A 25425-nucleotide genomic window follows, 5' to 3' on the forward strand; every position below is an offset into this window, starting at 1 on the left:
GCCCATCAACATAAAGGAGAATGCGCTGATGAAATCCCCCGTTTTACGCTTCACGCTTTGCTCTCTGATCACCCTGTGCGCGGTTTGGCAATGGCTGCCGGGACACGCGCAATCTTCCAACGATCACGCGAACAGCCAGAATTTTGCGCCCGACATTGCCACCGGCGTACTCGGCACCGCGCGCGAAGGCCACACCGCCACGCTGCTGCAAAACGGCAAAGTGCTGGTCGCGGGCGGGCGCAATGGCGGCGCCATTTTCAACAGCGCCGAAATCTACGATCCGGTGAACGGCCAATGGGCGCCCACCGCGAACGCCATGACCAATGCGCGCTACGGCCACACCGCCGTGCTGTTGCGTTCAGGCTTGGTGCTGATCAGCGGCGGACAAGGCGGCAACGGCTTTCTCAGTTCGGCGGAGCTTTATGATCCCAGCGACAATTCGTGGAAACCGGCGTTGAACAGCCAGATGAATGTGGCGCGCTACCACGCCACAGCCACGCTCTTGAACAACGGGCGGGTGTTAGTAGTAGGTGGTACAAACGGCAATGGCGCACAACGCAGCGCCGAGCTTTACGACCCGGCCACGCGCAACTGGACGCGCACCGATGCCAACAACAACAGCCTGGGCAATCTGACCGACGCGCGCGCCGAGCATACGGCGACGCTGCTGACGGATGGCCGTTTGTTAGTCGCGGGCGGCTTCAACGGCACGGCGGCTTTGTCAACCGCCGAACTCTTTGAGCCGAATGCCAATCGCTGGCGGCGCGCCGGCGACTTGCTGACCGCGCGCCGCTTGCATACGGCGACGCTCTTGCCCGATGGAACGGCGCTGGTGGCGGGCGGGCTGAATGGTGCGACCGCCTTGGGCAGCTCGGAAACATTCAACCCGGCGACCCTGCTCTGGACAGCGGCGGGCAATCTGACGGCGCGGCGTTCACATACGGCGGTGCTCTTGCCGAACGGGCGTGTCGTAGCCGTGGGCGGCAGGGATGCCAACGGCAATCCGCTCGGCAGCGTTGAGGCTTACAACTACACCAGCCGCATCTGGGGCAGCGCGACGGCAGCGCCGCCCGCCAATGCCAGCGACAGTTTCGCGCTTGCCAACGCGCGCGGCGAACACACGGCCACGCTCTTGCCCAACGCGCAAGTGTTGCTGGCGGGCGGCGTGGGCCTGAGCAATACGACGCTCAACAGCGCAGAGCTTTACGAATACGCCCGGCCCTCTTGGAATCTGACCCGCGATGCCAGCAATGCCGTGACACAGTTGAACACGGCGCGGGTCGGCCATTCGGCCACGCTCTTGCCCAACGGGCGCGTGCTGGTCGCGGGCGGTTATCGCATCAGCAACGGCGCGGTCACCAATCTGCGCAGTGCTGAACTTTACGACCCGGCCAGCGGCGTCTGGACGAGCATCAATGCAATGGAGACCGAGCGCGCCGGGCATACGGCCACGCTGCTCGGCAATGGCAAAGTGCTGGTCGCGGGCGGTTATGTCATCAGCGGCAATGCTGCCGCTCCATTGAGTTCCGCCGCGCTCTACGATCCGGTCACAGGCGTTTGGACGCCTACACCGACGATGGGACAGGGGCGCTACCGGCATACGGCGACGTTGTTGCCCAACGGGCGCGTGCTGGTAACGGGCGGATACACGGCGCAAAACAGCGCCTTGCTTTACGACCCGTCCGCAGGCGCCGCGGGCGGTTGGAGCAGCACGACGAATTTAACCAATACCGGCGGACGCGCGGAGCATTCGGCGACGCTGTTGCCCGACGGCACGGTCTTTATCTTCGGCGGCCTGAGCAGCACGAATGTGCGGCTCAACACAGGTGCGATTTTCAATCCGGCCACCAGCAACTGGGCGAATTTGAGCTTCAGCGCCAACTCCGCGTCACAGTTGCCCGCCGTGCGTTTTGCGCATACGGCGACGCTGTTGCCGGGCGGACGCATTCTGATCGCAGGCGGCTTCGGCCCGGTTTCGGGCGGTGTACAAACCGTGCTCGGCTATTCAGAGCTATACAACATCGCCAGCCAACGCTTTGAAATCGGCAACATCATCACTGGCAGCCGCGTGGATCACACGGCTACGCTCTTGCCCAATGGACGGGTGTTGCTGGTGGGTGGGTACACCAGCAGCGCCAGCACGTCGAATTGCCTGAATCCGATCTCTGCGCCGCAGGCCGCGCTGTTTGATCCCAGCGTGCCGTTGGGTTCATCAACCTCGGTGGTGCAGTTTTTCGATCCGCTCGCGCCGCTACAGGCGCGCAATGCGCACACGGCGTCGCTGTTGCCCAATGGCGATGTGTTGCTGGCGGGCGGGAATGAAGGCGAGATGACACCGGCCTGTTTGGCGCAAGGCTATTTGCCGAATTCATTGCGCGAGTCTGAACTGTATAAACTGGGGCTGGGTTATCAGGAAAACTGGCGACCGACGTTGAGCTTTATTGCGGCGAGCGGGAATCTGTTCACCGTCAATGGCGGACACTTTCAGGGCATCTCTGACGCATCGGGGCACGGCGCGCAAAGCTCGGCCAGCAGCTATCCGGTGGCGCAATTGCGCAGCCTGGGCAATGAGCAACTGGCGTTCATTCCACTCAATAGCGCGGCGGGCTGGAGCAATTCCAGTTTCAATTACAACCCGTTCACCGGCATCCCGCCCGGCCCGGCGCTGTTGACGATTTACGCCAACGGCATCCCCAGCACGGCACTCGTAGTGGCGGGCAACGGCGGCAATTTGAACACCGGCGCGGCGCCCACCGGCACCATCAGCGGGCGCGTGCTCTTTCATAACGGCGAAGGCATCGCCGCCAATCTGACCTTGACGCCAGTGCCGGGCGCGCCCGCCGCTTGCTCGGTGGCGCGCACGTTGACCGCCGCGCCGAATGGGGATTTTGTCTTCCGCGATTTGGTGATTGCGCCCACACCGACACCCGCGCCCACACCCACGATCAATTGCGGCACGGTGCAAGTCACCAATACCACCAGCGCGAATGGCGGCCTGCTGGTCAGTTACACCAATCCCACCGTCAGCCCGGCGGGCACGGCGGTGAGTTGCAATCCGTCATCCGGCAGCTTCTTTGCCTACGGCGTAACGACCGTCACGTGCACGGCCACGAACAGCGGTGGGACGGTTTCATGCAGCTTCCCCATGACGGTTTCCAACATTCAATGTCCCCCCGATCAAACGCGTTCGACTTCCGGCTCCAGTGTGGCTGTCACGTATCCCGCGCCCACCGTACAACCCGCTTCGTTCAGCGCGACCTGCACACCAGCTTCCGGCGCAGTCTTCCCGCTGGGCACGACCACGGTGACGTGCCGGGTCACGCAGAATCAAAACAACACCTGCACCTTTCGCGTCATTGTGCAGGGCACCATCGGTTTGCAAAATCCGGCGCGCGGCGTCGAAGCAAATCCGCCCGCCGCCTGTTCCGCAGTCAGCATTGGCGCTCCGGGCGCAACTGAACTGGCGCGGGAAAGCGCGCTGCAATGGTTGACGCCCGCGCCCTGGCGCACGTTGTTGACGCACGGCTCGCTGGTGCAAGCAATTATGCTGAACAACAACACTGCGGTTGAGACGCTTCAGCAGGCAATGCCGCCGGTCGCCAGCAATCCGCCCGCGCTCGCCACGGCACCGGAACAGACTGCGGCGTGCCGCTACCAGGTCACGCCCAGCGCCATCTCCAGCGGTCAGCAGATTCAGTTTTATCCGACCAGCGCGATTTTCAATATGACGACCGGCGGTGTGCCAAGCGGGCCAGCCGCGCGCTTGGCGGAACCCACGCAAGGCGGAGTGAGCTGTTTCAACTGCATCAACAACGTTTTCTCTACGCGCGGCCCGACCTCGACGCTGGGCGTGGCGGTGCTGAGGCAAAACGGGCAAGCGGTGTCGGATGTCATGCTGGAATTTTCGGTGCCCTACGAAATCTATGACGACCGGCTGTCTTGCAAAGACAACGGCAACGACGACGGCAACGATGTGCCCTGCACCATCGGCGCGAAAACCGCGAAGGGCGACTTTTGCACCAAACCCAGCACCAATCCGCTGCTTTCCAGCCCGCAAGACAGGTGTTCCTGTACTTCCCCGCTCAACCCCGACGGTTCGTGCAGCAAAACCATCCTTGGCCATTATCCGATGCCTACGAATGGCACGTTCACCGTCAGCGATGTGCCCAATGGCGCGAACGTCGTGCTGAAGCCTGGCACCGTGGTGAACGGAGCAAACTACACTTTTTCCTACCAAGCCGCTTCCCCGCCGGGTCTGCCGCCGGAAGACTCCATCCGGCTCGACCGCGTGCTGCTCTCGCGCGATGATTTGAAGATCACGGCGCTCACCGCCTGCACGCCCGCGACGGCCACCATCACGCCCAGCGGCCCTGTCAGCTTTTGCGAAGGCGGCTCCGTCATGCTGACCGCCAATGGCGACGCGGGCGCAACCTATCGCTGGTTCCGCGATGGCACGCCGACAGCGTCCAACACCAAATCCATCACCGCGACGCAGGGCGGCGCGTACACAGTCGAATTCACCGACGCCAGTGGTTGCGCCAGCACGCGCTCCGCCGCCGTGAATGTCGTGGTCAATCCACCGCCCGCCAAACCCGCGATCACGCCGGGCGGGCCGACGACGTTTTGCGAAGGCGGCAGCGTCACGCTTTCCGCGCCCGCCGCAGCCGCCTATCAATGGTCAAACGGCGCAACCACGCAAAGCATCAACGTCACCAGTGCGGGCAGCTTCACGGTGAGAGTGACCAATGCCAGCGGCTGTCAAAGCGTAGTTTCGGATGCGGTGATTGTGACCGTCAATTCCGCGCCCGCGAAACCCACGATCACCGCGAATGGGCCAACGACTTTCTGTGAGGGCGGCAGTGTCAATCTGACGGCTCCGGCAGGCGCGGCCAGCTATCAATGGTCGAATGGCGCAACGAGCCAGACGATCAATGTCACCACTGCGGGCAGCTTCACGGTGCGGGTGACCAATGCCGGCGGTTGCCAGAGCACGCCGTCCGATGCAGTCACGGTGACGGTCAATGCTGCGCCCGTGAAACCCAGCATCACGCCCAACGGGCCAACGACGTTTTGCGAGGGCGGCAATGTCACGCTCACCGCTCCGGCAGGCGCGGCCAGTTACCAATGGTCGAACGGTGCAACGACGCAAAGCATCAACGTCACCACGGCGGGCAACTTCACGGTGCGCGTCACCAACGCCAGCGGCTGTCAGAGTGAGACCTCCGATGCGCTCACGATTACGATCAATCCCGCGCCCGCCAAACCGGCGATCACACCCAGCGGGCCGACGACGTTTTGCGAAGGCGGCAGTGTCACTTTGAGCGCGCCCGCAGCCGCTGCATATCAGTGGTCGAATGGCGCAACCACGCAAACCATCAACGTCTCGGCTTCCGGCAGTTTCACGGTGCGCATCACCAATGCCAGCGGTTGCCAGAGCAGCACATCTGACACGCTGGCTGTCACGGTGAATCCACCGCCCGCCAAACCAACGATCACCGCCAACGGCTCGCTGATGATTTGCGAAGGCCAAAGCGTCACGCTTTCAGCGCCTGCGGGAGCCGCCGCCTATCTCTGGTCGAACGGCGCGACCACGCCGTCCATCACGGTCACCGCAGCGGGCACGTTCACCGTGCAAATCACCAACGCCAGCAACTGCCAGAGCGTTGTCTCTGACCCCGCGACCGTCACGGTAAATCCGCCGCTCAACATCAGCGCGCACCCCGTTAGCCAAGCCGTCTGTGCCGGCGCGGCGGTGACGTTTAGCGTGACGGCCAACGGCACCGCGCCGCTCAGCTATCAGTGGCGCAAGAATGGGTCGGCGCTCAATGGCGCGACTGGCAGTTCTTTCATGCTGAACGCGGCGGCGGCGAATGACGCGGGCAGTTACGATGTGGTCATCAACAGCGGCTGCGGCATGCAAACCTCGAATGCGGCCATGCTGACCTTGAATGCCTTTGCCTTGTCGGCGAACAGCGCCAGCTTCACGGCGCTGGGCGGGACGGGGTTTGTTGACCTGACCGCCACGGTCAGCCAATGCGCATGGACGGCGTCGAGCAATGCCGATTGGCTGACGATTAGTTCTGGCAGTTCGGGCGCTGGCAATGGCCGCGTCAATTTCAATGTGGCGGCGAACACCGGCACGGTTTCGCGTAGCGGTGTGCTGACCATCGCGGGATTGAGTTTTAACGTCACGGAAACCGGGACGGCCCTGGCCGCGCGGATTGATGCCTTGAGTCAAACTTCCGCCGTGGTCGGCACGCCCGGTTTGACGCTGAGCTTGACGGGCGTGAACTTCACCAACATCGCCAAGGCGCGCTGGAATGGCAGCGAGCGCGCGACCAGCTTTGTCAGCGCCACGCAATTGACAGCGACGCTCACGACGGCGGATCTAGCCGCGCCGGGCACCTTCACGATTGATGTGTTTGATCCGCCACCCGGCGGCGGCGCGTCAAATCAGCTCAGCTTTATTGTGCAGAACCCTGTGCCACAGATAACCGGCTTGAATCCCGGCAGCCGCGAGGCGGGCGGCGGGCAATTCACGCTGACCGTGAATGGCGCGAGCTTTGTCAACGGCGCGGTCATCCGCTGGAACAGTGCCGACCGCACCACGACATTTGTGAGCGCCACGCAACTGACCGCCGTGATCCCGGCCACGGATATTGCGGCGCAAGGGACGGCCACCATCACCGTGTTCAATCCTGCTCCAGGTGGCGGCCTTTCGAGCGACGCGACCTTCACGATCAATCAAGCGCCAAATCCCGTGCCCGTATTGACCGGTCTTTCTCCGAGTGCGCTGGCCGCAGGCGGCAGTCAATTTACGCTCACGGTAAACGGCAGCGGCTTCGTCAATGGCTCCGTCGTGCGTTGGAACAACAGCGAGCGCGTCACGACCTTTGTCAGCAGCACGCAACTGACCGCGCAAATTCCGGCCAGTGATATCGCCAATGCTGGCAACGCCAATGTGACGGTCTTTTCGCCTGCGCCCGGCGGCGGCACATCGGGTGCACAGGGTTTCACCATCACGACGGGTGCCACCATCAACAGCATCGTGCCGGATCAGGTGATTGCAGGCGGGCCTGGTTTCATCTTAACTGTGATTGGCAGCAACCTGACGAGTGGCGCGATGGTGCGCGTCAATGGCAATCAACGCCCGACCACGGTGGTCAATGCCATGCGCGTGACGGCGGAAATTCCCGCCAGCGACATCGCCAGCCCGGGCGTGGCGCGCATCACGGTCGCGTTGACCGGCGGCAGCGTTTCTAACGAAATGCTGCTAAACATCGTCAATGCCACGGCCCATGTTTCAGCCGCCAGCTTTACAGCAGTTTCATTCGCGCCGGACTCGATCATCGCCTGCTTTGGCGCGAAGCTGGCAACAGGCACCGAGGCGTCAAACGCGGTTCCTTTGCCGACGACATTGGCAGGCACGCGCATGCTCGTGCGCGACAGTGCGGGCGTTGTGCGCGCAGCGCCGCTCTTTTTCGTCTCGCCGACCCAAATCAATTATCTATTGCCAACCGGCACCGCCGCTGGTACCGCGACGATCACGATCACGGCGCTCGATGGCACGCTTTCGGGTGGACAGGTCGAGGTGACCCCAACGGCGGCTGGCATTTTCACCGCCAACGCCAATGGGCGCGGCGTCCCGGCGGCCATCCTCATTCGCGCGACGGGCGGCACGCAGCGCGTTGAGCAAGTCATTCGTTTCGATACGGCAACGAATAGCTTTGTTCCGCTCCCGATTAATCTTGGCCCAGTGACCGATCAGGTGTTTTTGATTCTGTTCGGCTCGGGAACTCGCTACCGCGCCGCGTTGAACAATGTGACTTGCACGATTGGGGGCACGGCAGTTGACGTGGGTTTTGCAGGCGCGCAAGGCGATCTGGTGGGACTGGATCAAATCAATCTGGGGCCTTTGCCACGCAGTTTGGCCGGGCGTGGCAACGTGAATCTGATTCTGACCGTCGAAGGCCGCGCGGCAAATACGGTGCAGGTCTCGATTCAGTAACAAGGCGGTTGCAAGATATGAAAAAACGGCCAGCCAGTTTTAATTCTCTCAACACTGCGCTCCCGGCAGTGTTGAGGCGCGCCCTTTTTTTGCTCGCTTTGCTGTGCGCCTCTTTCGCACCGCAAACGCCCGGCGAAAAGCCGGAGTTGATCCTGCAAACCGGTCACGCCGAAAAGATCGAAGCCATCGCCTACAGCCCCGATGGCCGCTACCTCGCGACCGGCAGTTCTGACCGCACCATCAAAATTTGGGAGGCGCTGACGGGCCGCGAACTGCGCGCCTTGAACGGCGGCACGGGCATCAAGGCGTTGGCTTATAGCCCGGATGGACGCTTGCTCGCCTCAGGCGGCAACGATGGCAAGCTGCGTTTGTGGGATACGGCGTCGGGGCAAGAGCGCGCCGTTTTTGACGGCCATCCCAAAGGCGTTTTGGCGCTGGCATTCAGTTCTGACGGGCGCTGGCTGGCTTCGGGCGGAACGGATGACAAGACGGTGAAACTGTGGGAGGTCGCGACGCAACACGCAGTGCATTCCCTCTCCGGCCATCAGGCCTGGGTTACGGCTTTGGCCTTTAGCCCTGATAGCCAGACGCTCGTTTCTGGTGACGCGGCAGGCGGGTTACGGCTTTGGGAGCTAAACACCGGTGCGTTGCAACACACGCTCACCGCGCACAAAGACCGCATTCGCAGCTTGGCCTTCAGCGCGGACGGCGAGCGTTTGGCGTCCGGCGGCAACGATGCCGTCATTCAACTCTGGCAACCACGCACGGGCCAGTTATTGAAAAGCCTGCCAACTCAACCCGCGTCCGTCGTGGCCGTAGCCTTTGCGTCCAATGGCCAACAATTGCTCATCTGCACCAACGATCACACCCGCAAACGTTTCGCTCTCGCCAACAGCAACAGCACCGGCTCTGCCAACATCATCGCCAACGAAATTGAACAGACTAAACTCGATAACGGCGAAAATCTCAACCGTTATCAGACGGCAGTTTTCAGCGCGGATGGACAGTCACTGGCGGTCTGCGATGGCACACGCGACGTGATGATGCATCAGACAACGGGCGCGGCTGAAGCGTTCGCGTTGACGAGCCGCGTCAATCCGGTCAAAGCGGTGGCCTTCAGCCCAGATGGCCGCTGGCTGGCGACGGGCAATCAGGATACTTCGATCACGTTGTGGGAGACGTTTTCGGGCCGCGCGGTGGGCACACTCTATAGCAACGCGGGCAGCATTAATGCGCTGGCCTTCAGTCCCGACAATCAAACACTGGCGTCGGGCAGTTATGGCGGCGTCATCAAGTTGTGGGAAGTCATGGCTGCGCGCGAACTCAAAAGCTGGCAGGCGCATAACGACGGCATCAACGCGCTGGCGTTTTCAGTGGATGGACAGCGGCTCTTTTCAGCCAGCGTGGACGCGACGATCAGAAGTTGGGAGCCAACCACAGGCCGGGAGTTGGCTAGGTTGACAGGTCATCAAGGCGAGGTCACGGCGCTGAGTCTGGGTGCCGATGGCAAGCTGCTCGCTTCGGCCAGCGCCGATCAAACCGCGAAACTGTGGGATGTCGCGACAGGCGCATTGCTGCGCACCTTTGCGCGTGCAGGCGGGCCGCTCTTGGCTGTGGCGCTTGCGCCGGATGGCAAAACGCTGGCGACTGGCGATGCTGAACGTGCGATAAAGATTCGCGACATTGGTACTGGGAATGAAATGCGCACGCTCAACGCCAATGGACGCGTGCTGAGCCTGGCGTTTTCTCCCGATGGCAAAACGCTCGCCGCTGGTCAGAGCGGCGCGGTTATTCAACTGTGGGAGACGGACAATTGGCAGCCTCGCGCTTCGCTCAGCGGACATACTGGCGCGGTCAATGCGCTGAGTTTTCATCCTGAAGGCGGCTGGCTGGTGTCGGGCAGCGAGGATGGCAGCGCGCGATTGTGGGGGCTGGCGAATTACTCGTTAGCCGCGACACTGGCGGCTTTGCGCGCGAACAACCCGGACAAGCAGGACTGGATCGTCGTCACACCGGATGGATTGTTTGATGGCTCGCCGGTGGCGTGGAATCAAATCCTCTGGCGCTTTGCGCGCAACACCTTCAACGTTGCACCGGTCGAAGCGTTTTTCAGCGATTTCTTTTATCCCGAATTGCTGGCCGACATTTTGACGAATCGGCGGCCCCCGCCCAAAGAGAACATCGCGCAACTCGACCGGCGGCAACCGAGTGTCAAACTCGCGCTGCCAAGTACAACCAGCGCCAACGCAACCAGTGCGCGCACGCTGAAAGTGCGGCTTGAGATTGCCGAGGCTGCCGCCGACAACCAGCACACGCAAGGCAGCGGTGCGCAGGATGTGCGGCTGTTCCGCAACGGCGCGCTGGTCAAGGTTTGGCACGGCGACGTCTTGAAAGGTCAAACCCGCGCCACGCTCGAAAGTGAAGTGACCTTGCAGGCGGGTGAGAATCGCTTGACGGCGTATGCCTTCAACCGCGCGAACATCAAGAGCGCCGATGCGCAATTGTTGGTGCAGGGCGCGGCAGCGTTGCAACGGCGGGGCACGGCGTATGTGATCGCCGTCGGCATCAATCGGTATTCCAATCCGAATTTCAATCTGAACTTTGCCGTGGCCGATGCGCAATTGTTCAGCGACGAATGGGTCAAGCAGCAAACGGCGCTCAAGCGCTTCGCGCGGATCGAGCCGGTGTTGCTGACCGATGCGCAAGCGACCAAGGCGAATTTCGTCGCCGCCTTGCAACGCCTGGCGGGCGCGCCACTGCTAGCCAATGCGCCGCCTGCGCTGCAAAAGTTACAACCGGCCCAACCCGAAGACGGCATCGTCGTTTATTTTGCCGGGCACGGCATTGCGCTGGAGCAGCGTTTTTATTTGTTGCCTTATGAACTCGGCTACAGAGGCAAACGCGAAGATTTGACCGATGCCGCGATGCGCCGTGTCTTGCCGTTGGCGATCTCCGATGAAGAGTTGGAGCGGTTATTTGAGCCGATTGATGCCGGAACTATGTTGCTCGTGCTCGACGCCTGCAATTCCGGCCAAGCGCTCGAGGCCGAAGAGAAACGGCGCGGGCCGATGAATGCGAAAGGACTGGCGCAGTTGGCTTATGAAAAGGGCATGAACATTCTGACCGCCGCCCAAAGTTACCAAGTCGCCAAAGAGAACTCGGCCTTGGGGCATGGCTATTTGACCTACGCGCTGATCGAAGACGGGTTGCGCAAGATGGCGGCGGATCGGCGGCCGCGTGATGGGCAGGTCGTCTTGCGCGAATGGTTCGATTTCGCTTCGAGCGCCGTGCCGGAGATGGTTACAGCCCGCGTCAACAGCGATCAGAAATATGCCGGGCGGGGCTTGGCGAAAGTGCGCTTGTTGAAGATGCGCGAGGTACAACGCCCGCGCGTTTTTTATCGCCGCGAAGCCGAAGCCCAGCCCTTGATTGTCGGAAAATGATCATCGGCAAAAACTGAACTGGCTATTTACCTTTCCTCAGTCATCGGGATAATGCACACCAGCTTTTGCATTCACGCAAACCACAACATCACAACCAGAGGAGAAACCCCGATGAATCGCTTCCATCCGCGCGCCGTGTTGTTTATTACGTTGCTCGTTGCCGCTACCCTGGCCCTGGCAAGTTGTTCATCACCGGAACCGGCCAAACCCGCAACAACCGCCGGCCAAACCGCCGCCGCTTCCCCCGCATCTGCCGAAGAGAAACTGCCCGCGCCTTATGCCACGGGCAAAATCGTGCGGCTTGATCCGCGCTTCGACAAATTGATCGCGCCCGACGCCAAGATCGAAAAGCTCACCGAAGGCCACAAATGGGTCGAGGGGCCGGTGTGGAATAAGAAAGAGGGCTACCTGCTCTATTCGGACATCCCCAACAACGCGATTTACAAATGGCAGGAAGGCAAAGGCGATGCGCTTTTTTTGCAACCGGCGGGGTACACCGGCACGGCTCCCTTCACGGGCAAAGAGCCGGGGACAAATGGCCTGACCTACAACAAAGACGGCTTGTTGGTTTCGTGCGAGCACGGCGACCGGCGCATCGCGCAATTGGCGGCGGACGGCAAAACCAAAACGACGCTGGCCGACAAATACAATGGCAAACGCTTCAACAGTCCGAATGATCTGGTGTTCAAAACGAACGGCGATCTGTATTTCACTGATCCGCCGTATGGCCTGCCAAAAGGCGTGGATGATCCACAACGTGAAATGGATTATTGCGGCGTTTATCGTTTGGGCAAAGACGGCAAGCTCACGCTGTTGACCAAAGAAATCACGCGCCCCAACGGCATCGCGCTCGCGCCCGATGAAAAGAAGCTGTATGTCGCCAGCTCCGACCCCGACAAAGCGATTTGGATGGTGTATGACCTGAAGCCCGATGGCACGCTAGGCGCGGGCAAAGTATTCAAAGACGTCACGGCCTGGGTGAAAGAAGGCCGCAAGGGTTTGCCCGATGGGATGAAGGTGGATAAAGACGGCAATCTGTGGGCGACTGGCCCTGGCGGCGTGCATGTGTTTGCGGCAGACGGCACGCATCTGGGTTCAATTGAAACGGGCGTCCCGACAGCCAACTGTGCCTTTGGCGACGACGGAACGACGCTTTACATCACGGCTAATACGGCGCTGATTCGCGTCAAGACTGGCACGAAAGGTTTGGGCTTTTAACCGCTCTTCAAATAAGACGGTAACGCGGCGTGCGGCTTATTTATTTCGCCGCACGCCGCGTTACCAGCGAATTGGCGGAGCCGCGTTTAAGCCCGCTGGCAAGCCCCTCAGCAACCTTGCCAGCACTTCGCGGAGCAACTACACTGCCATTCGTCATTCACATTCAATCAACAACTCTTCCTCAAACAAGGAGCAGCGAATATGCAACTGGGCATGGTAGGTCTCGGCAGGATGGGCGCGAACATGGTGCGCCGCCTGATGCGCGGCGGACACGAATGCGTGGTGTTCGACATGAATCCCGACAACGTCAAGAAGATGGAAGATGAAGGCGCCAAAGGCGCACGCTCCATCGAAGATTTCATCAACAAGCTGACCAAGCCCCGCGCTGCCTGGGTGATGGTGCCGTCGGGCGACGCGACCGAGAAGACGATTGACGCCCTCTCGCGCTTTCTCTCTGGCGGCGACAGCGTGATTGACGGCGGTAACACGTATTTCAAAGACGATGTGCGCCGGGCAAAAGGATTGGCCGAAAAAGGCATTCACTATCTGGATGTCGGCACCAGCGGCGGCGTCTGGGGGTTGGAACGCGGCTATTGCATGATGATTGGCGGGCCGCAGGAAACCGTCGCGCGCCTCGACCCCATCTTCAAAACCCTGGCCCCCGGCCCTGGTTCCATCGGCGCAACGCCGGGCCGCGAAGGCATGACCAGCACCGCCGAGCAAGGCTATCTGTATTGCGGCAAAGCGGGCGCGGGCCATTTCGTCAAGATGGTGCACAACGGCATCGAGTACGGCTTGATGCAAGCTTATGCCGAAGGCTTTGACTTGTTCGCCTGCGCCAACAAACCCGAGTTGCCCGAAGATCATCGCTACGATTTCAACCTCGCAGACATTGCCGAGGTCTGGCGGCGCGGCAGCGTGGTCAGTTCATGGTTGCTGGATTTAACCGCGTCAGCATTAGCTGAAAATCCGTCGCTCTCGAATTTCACGGGCTTCGTGCAAGACTCAGGCGAAGGGCGCTGGACGATTCAAACCGCCATCGAAGAAGCCGTGCCCGTGGATGTTTTGGCGACCTCGCTGTTCGCGCGCTTCCGTTCGCGGCAAGAGAACACTTTTGCTGACAAGATACTTTCGGCGATGCGGAATAAATTCGGGGGGCATATCGAGAAGCCTTCAGGAGGATAAACAAACGCTGGCTTGAATTGCACCAACTACTCATCGGCTTATCCTTCAAGAGGAAACTATGAATGCAAACGTGAATGCAACCGGGATGCTCGAACTGCCGAGTCAACCCGCGCCGCCCTGTGTGATGGTCATTTTCGGCGCCACGGGCGACCTGACCAAACGCAAGCTCTTCCCCGCCCTTTATAACCTCGCCAAAGCGAATCTGTTGTCGCGTGAATTCGCCATCGTCGGCACGGCGCGCCAGGAACTGACGCACGAAACCTTTCGCGAACAACTCAGCCAGGACATCAAAACTTACGCCACGGCTGAGGTCGAGCCGCACATCTGGGAGTGGTTCTTGAATCGCATTTACTACACCGGCGGCGATCTGCAAGACCCCGCGAATTACGCCAAGCTGAAAGAAGTTATTCAGCAGGCCGACCAGGCACACAACTGCAAAGGCAATTACTTTTACTATCTGGCAACCGCGCCGCAGTTTTTCGGCGAAAGCGTGCGGCAATTGGGCGCGGCGGGATTGACGCAGGAAGAAAATCGCCAATGGCGTCGGGTGATTATCGAAAAACCCTTCGGCCACGATTTGGATTCGGCCAAGGCCCTCAACACCGAAATCAAACAGGTGCTGGACGAGCAACAGATTTATCGCATTGACCATTACCTGGGCAAAGAGACTGTGCAAAACATCATGGTCTTCCGCTTTGGCAACGGCATCTTCGAGCCGATCTGGAATCGCCGCTACATTGACCATGTGCAGATCACGGCGGCGGAAACCGTGGGCGTCGAAAAGCGCGGCGGCTATTACGAAACCTCCGGTGCTATGCGGGACATGATTCCCAATCATCTGTTTCAACTCGTTTCACTGACCGCGATGGAACCGCCTATTTCATTCGAGGCGAATGCGGTGCGCGACGAACAAGCCAAGATTCTGCACGCCATCTCGCCTTTCACGCCCGAAGAAGTGCTGACCGACGCCGTGCGCGGACAATATGGCCCCGGCGAAATGAAAGACGAACGTGTGTCCGGTTACCGGCAGGAAGAAAACGTGGCGCCCACCTCAACCACGGAAACTTTTGTGGCGCTCAAGCTGATGATCGACAATTGGCGCTGGGCCGACGTGCCGTTTTATCTGCGCACCGGCAAACGCCTGGGCAAGCGTGTGACCGAGATTGCCATTCAATTCAAACGCGCGCCCTTTGTGCTCTTCCGCGAAACCAAGATTGGCCGCCTGCGCACCAACCGGCTGGTGATTCGCATTCAACCCGACGAAGGCATTTCGCTGCGTTTCGGCGCCAAGGTACCGGGACCGATTATGCGTATGGGGGCGGTTGAGATGGATTTTGATTACGTGGACTATTTCGGCAGCACACCCAGCACTGGCTATGAACGATTGCTCTACGATTGCATGATCGGTGATGCCACGCTGTTCCAACGCGCCGACATGGTCGAAGCTGGTTGGAGCGTGATTGAACCCGTGTTGGATATTTGGCAGGCGCTGCCGCCGCGCGCCTTTCCGAATTACACTGCCGGTTCGTGGGGGCCGAAAGAAGCGGACGAGATGCTGGCGCGTGACGGGCGTGAATGGCGCAAGCTGGACGAATAGGTTAACGACAAACCACAAAGAAAATGCGCTGCGTGAGTCGCTGACAATCAGCCGCTCAACGCAGCGCATCCTTTTCTCAGCACATGATGGGGTGAGGTTATCGTGCGAGAAACCTGCGCGTCTGCCGTTTGGCAAACAAATCCTGTGAGCTTCAGCAATGAAGCACTCTGATCAAACCAGGCAAAGCATTCGCCAGGAAGAAGCCATTGATTGATCCAAACTGCGATCAGAATGTGATAAGAGGTAACGCTTGCGGGGTCTTGCGAGGCACGAACCGGAATATACGGAAATTAGGCTTTGGATGCCAGCAATAATTGCTGGGCAGTGAAAAAACTTCGCGACTGAAATCGTCAATGCAAAGTTGCCGCCGGCATTCGCCTAGTCGCGCACGCGGCTTTGCGCTATATTCCGAGTGGTTTTACCAACCCGTTCAATTGATTCCAGTCAGAGGAGCAAGCTGCTACCGTTTCGGCACCGAACACAAGAGTTGCGATGGTTACGAGAATATAGGCGTGAATACATTCATCAATGGGTGGCGCTCAATGGCAAGGAGTTCATCGCCGACCGCACGTCTTTCCGGGAAGCGTTCGCTGTGATTGAAGCGGCAAACACCAACCGCCCTTTTGTGATTTTTGTCGAAGACCCAAATGGCTCTATCAGAGTCACGACCGACTTTTGAGTCAACCAAGCCACTTACAACCGAAAGGAGTAGGCCCATGGCAAGTCCGCAGTTTTTAGCAATGCTCAAACAACTTTACGAATCCGGCGAACAAAAAGCGCTGCGCTGGGAACCGGCCAAACGCTCTCGGCATTCGACCTATTGCGATTTTTACCTGGCGCTGGGCCAGGGCATCATTCACTTGTCCAGCAATGAAGCGGATGAGGAAAGTTTGGCGGCCAAATATGTCGCGACGTTACTGACGCGCGAAGGGTTGATTGTCGAAGAGCTGACGACCAGCCAGCTTGCCACGGGCTATTCCACGCTGGTGCGCGATTTGTTTCGTCAGGCACGCGCCGCCGCCTTCAACCTGCCGCAATTGATCGAAGGGATGCGGCAGGATTTAGCTGCCGGCATGACGCGCGAGGTGCCGCCCGCCGTGCTCTCGCGTGAACGTGAGGACGATTTTGTTATTGATGAAGACCTGGATATTCCCTTTTAGCAACGTCATGGTGAACAACAGCCAGGAATCGGCCAACGGCCGCGCGTTTGGGTGGGAACGCAACGGCCAGCGCAATGCATGGTTGGCCTATGCCTTCAAGACGGAGAGCGAATACATATTGCATTTGACCAGCCAGCACAAAGCCGGTCAACCGCTGAGCGGGCCGCCGTTACAGTTGGCCTATCGGCTGAATATCGGTGAGTTGCCCATCGTCGCTGGCTTCTTTCCGCCCCGGTGCTCGACATAGGATGAGCGCCGAGCCGGCGTGGCAAGGCTTCAATTGCGCAGGCGGCGTGGGCGATTCAATCCCTGTGCGCCCTGCGCGCGCCGTGTGGAAGAAACACCGCGCGTCGAGTTGAGTGCGGGGCCTTGGGGGCAGGCAATGGAACAGCCGATTTACGTGGTTGGCTGGATCGAAACTGCTTCGCCGTAACGCTCGGGCTTCCCTGTCAAACCGGTCACGCTGGTTATTCAGCCAAAGCAAAATGCGGCGCAAACGAATCAGTAATAGATTTGGAAAAAGAACTGCGCAATTGTTTCTTCTCAACTCAAACCGGGCTAGAATGCGCGCGGCATCCCACGAATTGCTAAAGGTTAGGCAATATGTCGAGCGGACTTTCTGTTGAACAACAACTGCGGGACTGGGTTGGACAACTCGCCCCCGAACACAAACACATACTGTTGCTGATGCTGGCCGAGGACGACAAGCTGTTGCGCGCGGCCCGCTTGGATTTTGCTGAAGCGCAATTGCGGCAACTGGCGACCGCGCGCCATCAGAACTGGGACTCACTGTCGGAAGAGCAGCGCGAATCCTTCCTTGATGAAGTCATCCGCGAAGAAGAGATGTATGCAACCCAGATCGGCAGCTCCGGCACGCTGACGCGCGTCTCTTGTTACCATTGCGGCCACGAAATGACACCGGCGGATTTATACCGCGTCTATTTCGGCGAGCGTTCGCCCAAGCTCGAACCCGCCAACGCCCGCCTGGTCGTGCTGGATGTCGAAGCCGGCAATGTGCAATTCCCGATCAACCTCGAAGGCGAAACCTTGATCGGGCGGCTCGACCCACATCGCGGCATTCGCCCGGCTGTTGACCTTTCAAAGTACGACCCCGCCTCGCGTGTTTCGCGCCGCCATGCCCGCATCACTGTCAGGAGCGGCCAGTTTTATTTGGAAGACTTGGGCAGCGCCAATGGCACCATTATCAATGGCCGCGCACGGCTGAAACCGCAGCAACCGGCGGTGCTGGCGAACGGTGATTTGGTAAAGATCGGCGAGACCACGCTCAAATTCGCGTGTTAAGTCAGCCATGACGACGGTGTCATTCAGTATTCAGCCAAGCCTCAACAATTCGCGCCATTTCTTATTCGCGGGCTGGTCGAAAGACGAGTACAGAGTTGTTTTTGTTTGCAAACGGAGATCGCATGATTCGCGTATTCATAGTGGCCGCTTTGCTGATGCAGCTTCTGCTGTTACGCACCGGTGCGCCGCACAGCGCCCAAACGCCGAGCGCTGTGCCCATCGCCATCATCGGCGCGACGTTGGTTGACGGCACCGGCGCAGAACCGCGCCAGGCGGATGTGCTCATTCGCGCCGACCGCATCGAAGCAGTGGGCACAAGCCTCAACATTCCGGCAGATGCCCGCAGGATCAATGCCGTCGGCATGACACTGACGCCAGGCTTATTCGATCTTCACACTCATTTGCCTTACGCCTCGGCGGCCGGCATCAGCGGTGATTGGCCAAAACATTTGAAGGCGTATCTATATTGCGGCGTTACCTCGGTCACTGAATTCGGCACATACCCGGAAACTTTCGAGCCGATGCGGCGACTGATCAAGACGGGCATTATTGTTGGACCGCGCATCCATTTCGCCGTGCGTATGACCACACCACACGGCCACGGCGCCGAAGGTGGGCGCGGCGATTTCTTTTCGCTCGAAGTCTCGACTCCACGCGAAGCCCGCGCCGCCGTCAAAAACATCCTGCCCTATCAACCAGACGCGATCAAAATTTTCACCGATGGCTGGCGCTACGGCGCGGCATCCGATATGACTAGCATGAACGAAGACGCCATCACCGCCATTGTGGACGAGGCCCACAAAAATAATCTGGAAGTGCTGACGCATACGGTCTCTTTAGACAAAGCGAAAATTGCCGCACGCGCCGGTGTGGACGTCATTGCCCACGGCGTCGGCGACAAGGATGCGGATGAAGAGCTTTTCAACCTCATGCGTGAGAAAGGCACGACTTACGCGCCGACACTGGCGGTATATGAACCGCGCGGGCGGGACATCCTGACGCCGTTGCTCAACGCAGTGCTAGAACCGGCTGTCTTGCGGCGCATCAATCCGCCGCTGGTGCCGCCTCAGAATCCACCGCTTAAACCAGCGGCTGGTTCCGCTGAAAACGGCGATGCGTCGCGCTTGCGCCGTTGGGCGACGTTGCAACGCAACACGGCAGCCTTGCGCAAGGCAGGCATACGCTTTGGCACGGGCACGGATGCAGGTGTGACAGGCACACATCACGGTTGGGCGACACAACGCGAATTGCAGTTGCTGGTCGCGGGCGGCTTGACGCCGCTCGAAGCGCTCACCGCCGCCACCGGCAATGCCGCCAAAGCGCTGCACGTGGATGGAGAGCGCGGCACGATTGCGCCCGGCAAGCTGGCGGATGTGCTGCTGATCGAAGGCGCGCCGCACCGCAACATCCAGGACATCGAAAAGATTCGCCACCTGTTTTTGGGCGGGCGCGAACTCGACCGTGCGGCCCTGGCCCACGACATTGCCGCGCCGGGCATCACCAGGCTTCCAGCCATCGCGGCGCAGGAACGTATTGACGACTTTGAGAGCGCCAATAGCCGCAGCCGGCTCGATACGCGCTGGGTCAATGGCACAGACGCCGGAATGGATCCGTCGCAGATGACATACGGACGCATCTTGCGCCCAACTGGCAGAGAGGAAGGCAACCACGCGCTTTCCATCAGTGGTCGCCTATCAGAAAAAGAGCGCCCCTATTTGCGCATCAGCGTGCCGCTCAGTCGCGGTGCGGTTGAACCCGTGGATGCGCGCGCATTTCGCGGTGTGCGCTTCGACGCGCGGGGCGAAGGCGCTTACACGCTGCTCGTGCCGACGGCAAACGTGCGCGACAATGCGATTTTCCAAGCGCCGTTCCTGGCTGCGGCACAATGGCAAACTGTTTCGATTGACTTTGCCACGCTAAAGCAAAGCAATGCGCGCAACCCGGTCGTCTGGACTGGCGCGGACTTGCTGATGCTGAGCTTTGAAGTCGCCAGACCTGCCGGGAGCTTTGCCTGGCTGGAATTGGACAACGTGCAGTTTTATAAGTAACGCATCATTAACAACTAACTTTGTCAACTAACCTTATCAATGAAGGAGTGACCCCTTGAGCACCAACGGACTTTATCAAAACCTGACGAGCTACATTCGTGACGTGCGCCCCGAGTTTGAAGACAAACTCGCCACACTGGTCGAAATCCCCAGCATCAGCAGCGACCCCACTTGCCAAGCCGATATCCAAAAATGCGGCGAGACGGCGGCACAATATCTGCGCGCGCTCGGCGCAGAAGCCGAATGCGTGCCGACGCCCGGCAATCCGGTCGTGTTCGGTTCGCTCGTCACCGGCAAAGACCATCCGACCGTGACGATCTATAACCACATGGACGTGCAGCCCGCCGACGCGAACGAATGGAACAAAGCGCCCTTCACTTTCTTCAAAGAAGGCGACCGTTACGAAGGCCGGGGCACCACCGATGACAAAGGCCCAGCGCTGACGGCCATGCTCGCGGTGCGTTACGCGGTCGAACACGGCATCCCGCTCAACTACAAATTTATCTGGGAACTCGAAGAGGAAATCGGCAGCCCGAATTTCGAGCACTTCATCAAGAACAACAAAGCCCGTTTACGGACTGATTCCTTCCTCGTGTCAGACACGATCTGGATTTCACGCAAAAATCCGGCGGTGGCCTACGGCTTACGCGGTCTGCAAGCGTTCTTGTTCAAACTGCAAACGCACGGCAAGGACGTGCATTCGGGACTGGTCGGCGGGGCCGCGCGCAATCCCATCGGCGAATTGGCGCAGGTCATCAGCCAGTGTTACGACGCCAAGACGGGCAAGGTGAAGATTCCCGGCTTTTACGAAGACGTGCGGCAGGTGACGAAAACTGAACTCAATAGCTTCGTCAATTCCGGCTTTACGACCAAGGGCTATCAGAAAGCCCACGAACTGAAATCCATTCGCCCAAATTTGAAAACCGAAGCCGATGTGTTGAAAGCCTTCATGGCCATGCCGACGTTTGAAGTCCACGGCATCACGGGTGGTTACAGCGGCCCCGGCGTCAAAACCATCGTGCCCTATCACGCCGAAGCCAAGATCAGTTGCCGCCTGGTGCAAAACCAGCGGGCCGACAAAGTCGCCAAACTGGTCAAGGATTACGTCAAGAAACTCAACCCGGATGTGAAGGTCGAGGTCATTCAGAAACTGGAAGCATTTGAGGGCAGCTTCACCGGCCCCTATCCCGACGCCGCGCGCGCGGCCATGAAATTCGCCTTTGGCAAAGACCCGGCCTTCACGCGCGAAGGCGGCTCCATCGGCGCGATTGTGACGATGGATAAATATCTAAAAGCGCCGTTTACCTTCCTGGGCCTGAGCCTGCCCGAGCACGGCTATCACGCGAAGAATGAGAATTATGATTGGCGGCAGACGGCGGGCGGAATAAAAATGTTCGTGAAGTACTTTGAAGAGATTGCCAAGCTTTCTTGAGACTGGTAACGGGGCTTTACGTTGACGACAAAGCCCCGTGTTATCACTGTGCATCAGACTGTGCATCAAAATTGATAGATGAACATGGCTAGCGAGGAATGTCCTGCTTAGACAGCGGCTTTAGCGGCTTGAAAGTCAGCAAGGAATTCCGAAGCCGGCGCGGTGCTGGTTACGAGCAAATAATCCCGCGCACGCGTGCAAGCAACGTAAAGCAGATGGCGTTCTGTGTTGTAAACCTCTTCTAAATCCGTCTCATCAGCGACCGCTTCGATCCGTGCTTGCAAAGGGGTGATTTCGTCATCGCAGGCCATCACGGCCACGGCGCGAAACTCCAGCCCCTTCGCTAGGTGCATTGTGCTGAGTGAAACGAACCCGCTGGCCGTCTCGACGTTTTCGTCGAGAATTTTGAATTTCAGTCCGGCGGACTCAATGGCTGTTTTCGCTCGGTCAAGCTCCGCTTCGGAGCGCACGAAAACACCGATTTCATCAGGGCACACGCCTTCTCTGCCCCGGTCAGTCAGCCAGGCGCTGACAACGCGCACTTCTTCTGCGTTACTCTCCAAAATCTGAATCGCCGGAGTTGGCCCGTTAAAGACCGAAATCGTGTTGGCGCGCTCTTCCGTGTTGCCGTCTACGTCAGAAACTTCCGGCCCCAGCAAGCGGTCAGCTTGCTGCCTGATCTGGTGCGAGGTGCGGTAATTGATGTGCAGCGTGCGCGAACGCCCACGCACGTCCACGCCCAGCGCCTTCCACGAAAACGGCTGCTGAAAAATGCGTTGGCCCAGATCGCCCGCGAAGAAAAGCCCATTGGGTTGTTCCGCTCCCAGCGCGGCCAGAAACCGCAACTGCGGAATGCCGACATCCTGCGCTTCATCCACCACGGCAAAATCAAACGGTGCTTGTTTGCTCTCGGCCAGTTGCGCGGCCAATCGGCTGAACAGGCCCGCATAGGTAATCAATCCGCGCTCGTTCAGTTGCGCGCGCGCGCGGTCGAAGATCGCCCAGAGCAAGGCGCGTTGCGCTTCGGGCAAGCGCGTCTTGCGGCCCAAACGTTTGACGTCACGGTACGCTTCCCAACTATCCAACTGCCAGGCGTCAACGACCTCAGTCCATTCCGAACGCAGAAATCGCTGGCTGAATTTGTGGCCTTCGACCTGTTTGGCGGCTTCGGCCAGCAATTCCGCCAGCACTTTGTCCGAAGCCAGGTTGGGCACGCCGAGGCGGGCCTTGTATAGCTTCCGCGCGATGGCGTTCAGCGAATGCACTTCGATGTTTTCGGCCAGGCGTGGTTCGTGATGCAGCAAGCGCCGCAGCTTGGTATCCAAGGCCCGCGCCAGCGTGTCGGAAAACGTCGTCAGCAAGACGCGCGCTTGCCGGTTGTGGCGTGCCAGATGGGCCGCGCGATGCAGGGCGACGATGGTTTTGCCGGTGCCCGCCGAACCGGCCACACGCGCCGGGCCGTTGTAATCGCGTTCGACCAGTTGCCGCTGCGCCGGATGCAGGAAGATCGTCCATTTCTCCCACGGGAATTCCAGCGCGCGTGCCAATTCTTCGACATCGTTCATCACGCGGAAGCGGCGCAGCGCATCGGGATGATCGAAGGGGCTGCTTCCCTTCGCCGCAGGTTGCGGGAGGGCGGGTTTGCCCCCGACTGCCAATTCCAGCAAGGCTTCTGCCGCTTCACCCGGCAGGTGGGTTGCCAGCGTCAGCAAGGTGTCTTCGTTGACCTGCCGCACGTCGTTCAGCCATTCGGCGGGTACGCCGTAACTCAGCAGTTCGTCATCCGTCAACCTGGCAAACAACAATTGCTTAGGGGGCTTGGGCTGCTCGACTTCGATGTATTTGGGAATGATGACTTCCTGCACCGTTTCGCGCACGACGACCAATTGCGCCGCGCCAGTTTTGGGGTGTGTTTCCAGCCTGCGCCGCAACGCCCAGTCATAGGCATTGTCGTGATGATCCACGTAACACAGCAGGAAGCTGGCCGCCGTCTTATGCACAATCAAGCGAATGTCCCGGCTCACGCGCGCCGACCAAAAGTTCGGGTCTTTGGCACGGTCTACCTTGTGCAGTTGCATGCCCGGATTGACCGGGTTCAGTTGCAGATCGAAGGCCGTGGTCTTGACGGCCTTTTGTTCATCACCGGTTAGTTTGGCGAGGCTGTCGGTGAAGGTGTCGGCAATGCGGAATTCCATAAGTTCAACCAAAGACGGATTTGATTTTGCGCCACAGACATCGTTTTAGCTCCGTAGGAGCGGCCTGTTTATAGCAACCACGCGCGCGTTCTCCCAAGCTCCGTAGGAGCGGCATGTGGCACATGCCGCTCCTACGGAGCTAAGAGGGAAACAAACGCCGTTGCTATAAACAGGCCGCTCCTACGGAGCTAAGCAAGCGCGCGCTGCTACTCCACCCGAAACACTTTCATCACTTCGTCGCCCAGATGATTGATCACCTTGACGGCGATGCGCCCGGACGCGGGTTTCGCAAAAGGCCGCGACACGTCGCTGTTCAAAGTATCCCAAGCCTCTTGGTTGATCTCGGCTTTCAGCGTCGTCTTGAGCGCCTTGTACGGATCGTTCGCACCCAGGAAATATGCCTGCCTGACAAAGAAGCTCTCTTCGTTGTAATCGCTGTCAATGAACCAGCAGGCGATGCCGTCGGCGTTGTCGCTGATGACTTCGCCGGTGTTGGGGCGGAAGACGTCTACGCCGTTGACCTTGACCTGAATCTGCTGGCCGGCGGCGGGCAGAATCTCGATGTCCGGTTCGCCGAAGATGACAAACAGATTGCCTTTGCCGGTGTTTTTCAGGTCGTCGGCCATGTGCAGGTCGGCGTTCATGCGCGCTTTGAGAATGGCAATGCGGCCCAGTTTGTTCAGCCCCACGCAATGCGCGTCGTAGCTGAAGGCGCAACTGACCAGCACGTCAAAGCCCGCTTCGCCAGCCTCGCGGGCCGCCGCCGCCAAATCTTCGCGGGGGACGGTGCCGAATTCGGGGCCGATGAAAATCGCCGCGCGTTTCTCAGAAGAGTGAAAAGTGAAAGGTGAAGAGTGAAGATCAGGTAGTTCACTCTTCGCACTCCCCACTTCACTCTTCTCCAAGTAGCGGCCTTCGGCGCAAATGTAATAGCCCGGCCACGGCACCAGCGCCGTGAAGTCGAGCTTGTCTGCTTTGTGCGCTTGTTGAACGCCAGCCGTTTTCAGGTTTTCGAGAATCATCTGCGCGAAGTCGCGCACCGTGCCGCGTCCATTGCCAGTAGATGCCTTCAGCGGGTCAAGCAGTTCGTCGTTTTCGTCCACGCCCAGCACGCGGTGCGGCGAGAGGCTTTCGACCGTGAACGGCCCGGCCACGCGCACCTTCTTTTTATCTTCGTAGGGTTTGTCGTAGAGGTATTCGAACTCGGCCTTGGCGGCGATGCTGGCGTCAATCTCGCGGTGGCGGGCGATGCGTTGCCGCCACCATTCGGCGTGCAGCTTCTTGGCTTCGGCAGCCCATTTCGCGTCAGCTTCGCGCGGGATTTCCCATTCCTCCCAGCTTTGTTTGAGCGCGGCGTTGAGTTGGGCGCGGGTGGCTTCGAGCGCCGGTTGGAACTTCTCCCAGATGACATCAATCTCGGCGTTGTTGGCGATGGATTTCAGCGTGATGTGCGGCACGCGCTCGTAAACAAAGCCCTGGCGAATATCTGCTGTCCGACAAGCTGCCAGCTTGTCGTGGCCGTCGCGTTCTGCCAAGTGGTTCGCCAGCCCAGCCCGCGACAAGCTGGCAGCTTGTCGGACATTGAGTTCGGCTTCCCGTTGCCGCCCTTCCGGCGAATCGGCCAGCAGGTAATAGGCGTAGCGCGCGCCCATAATCCGCGCGCGCGCCAACGCCAGCGCCACCCGCGAAGTATCAATCGTGATCCAGCGGCGGCCCCATTGTTCGGCAACGCAGGCGGTGGTGCCGGAGCCGCAGGTCGGGTCAAGCACGAGGTCGCCGGGGTCGGTGGTCATAAGAATGCATCGTTCCAAGACGGTGAGAGCTGTCTGGACAACAT

General features: G+C 59.6%; 13 protein-coding genes. 11 read left to right on the forward strand and 2 right to left on the reverse strand.

Annotated elements, in window-relative coordinates; translation table 11 throughout:
- Positions 1-28: 28 nt before the first annotated feature.
- The 11 genes from HY011_10540 to HY011_10590 all read left to right on the forward strand — a co-directional run bounded on the left by HY011_10540 (position 29) and on the right by HY011_10590 (position 21393).
- On the forward strand, positions 29-8008 hold the full coding sequence (locus tag HY011_10540; protein MBI3423366.1) for a hypothetical protein: 7980 nt from the start codon (positions 29-31) through the stop codon (positions 8006-8008).
- Between the two features lie 17 nt (positions 8009-8025).
- Positions 8026-11451 (forward strand): caspase family protein, encoded by a 3426-nt coding sequence (locus tag HY011_10545; protein ID MBI3423367.1) that lies wholly within the window; start codon positions 8026-8028, stop codon positions 11449-11451.
- Positions 11452-11562: 111 nt separating this feature from the next.
- Positions 11563-12669 (forward strand): SMP-30/gluconolactonase/LRE family protein, encoded by a 1107-nt coding sequence (locus HY011_10550; GenBank protein ID MBI3423368.1) that lies wholly within the window; start codon positions 11563-11565, stop codon positions 12667-12669.
- A gap of 201 nt (positions 12670-12870) precedes the next feature.
- Positions 12871-13854 (forward strand): decarboxylating 6-phosphogluconate dehydrogenase, encoded by a 984-nt coding sequence (gnd, locus tag HY011_10555; GenBank protein ID MBI3423369.1) that lies wholly within the window; start codon positions 12871-12873, stop codon positions 13852-13854.
- Positions 13855-13912: 58 nt separating this feature from the next.
- Complete coding sequence (locus tag HY011_10560; protein MBI3423370.1) at positions 13913-15451, forward strand: glucose-6-phosphate dehydrogenase; 1539 nt, start codon at positions 13913-13915, stop codon at positions 15449-15451.
- A gap of 487 nt (positions 15452-15938) precedes the next feature.
- Positions 15939-16130, forward strand: coding sequence for a hypothetical protein (locus HY011_10565; GenBank protein ID MBI3423371.1), 192 nt, complete (start codon positions 15939-15941; stop codon positions 16128-16130).
- A 37-nt stretch (positions 16131-16167) separates the two neighbouring features.
- On the forward strand, positions 16168-16611 hold the full coding sequence (locus tag HY011_10570; protein MBI3423372.1) for a hypothetical protein: 444 nt from the start codon (positions 16168-16170) through the stop codon (positions 16609-16611).
- Positions 16586-16858 (forward strand): hypothetical protein, encoded by a 273-nt coding sequence (locus HY011_10575; GenBank protein MBI3423373.1) that lies wholly within the window; start codon positions 16586-16588, stop codon positions 16856-16858. The genes HY011_10570 and HY011_10575 overlap by 26 nt, the downstream gene beginning before the upstream one ends.
- A gap of 356 nt (positions 16859-17214) precedes the next feature.
- On the forward strand, positions 17215-17913 hold the full coding sequence (locus HY011_10580) for an FHA domain-containing protein (GenBank protein MBI3423374.1): 699 nt from the start codon (positions 17215-17217) through the stop codon (positions 17911-17913).
- 122 nt (positions 17914-18035) lie between these two features.
- Entirely contained in the window at positions 18036-19961 is a 1926-nt protein-coding gene (locus tag HY011_10585; protein MBI3423375.1) for a CIA30 family protein, read from the forward strand.
- 55 nt (positions 19962-20016) lie between these two features.
- The gene (locus HY011_10590) at positions 20017-21393 is read left to right on the forward strand and encodes a M20/M25/M40 family metallo-hydrolase (GenBank protein MBI3423376.1); all 1377 of its coding nucleotides are present in this window, start codon (positions 20017-20019) and stop codon (positions 21391-21393) included.
- Positions 21394-21500: 107 nt separating this feature from the next.
- Here the strand turns inward: HY011_10590 and HY011_10595 are convergent, their stop codons facing one another.
- Positions 21501-23588 carry a DEAD/DEAH box helicase gene (locus tag HY011_10595; protein ID MBI3423377.1) on the reverse strand — a complete coding sequence of 696 codons (2088 nt, stop codon included), beginning with the start codon at positions 23586-23588 and terminating at the stop codon, positions 21501-21503.
- Between the two features lie 206 nt (positions 23589-23794).
- On the reverse strand, positions 23795-25425 hold a 1631-nt coding region (locus tag HY011_10600), incomplete at its 5' end, for a site-specific DNA-methyltransferase (GenBank protein MBI3423378.1).

It is taken from the genome of Acidobacteriota bacterium (assembly GCA_016196035.1).
In the GTDB taxonomy this organism is placed as follows: domain Bacteria; phylum Acidobacteriota; class Blastocatellia; order RBC074; family RBC074; genus JACPYM01.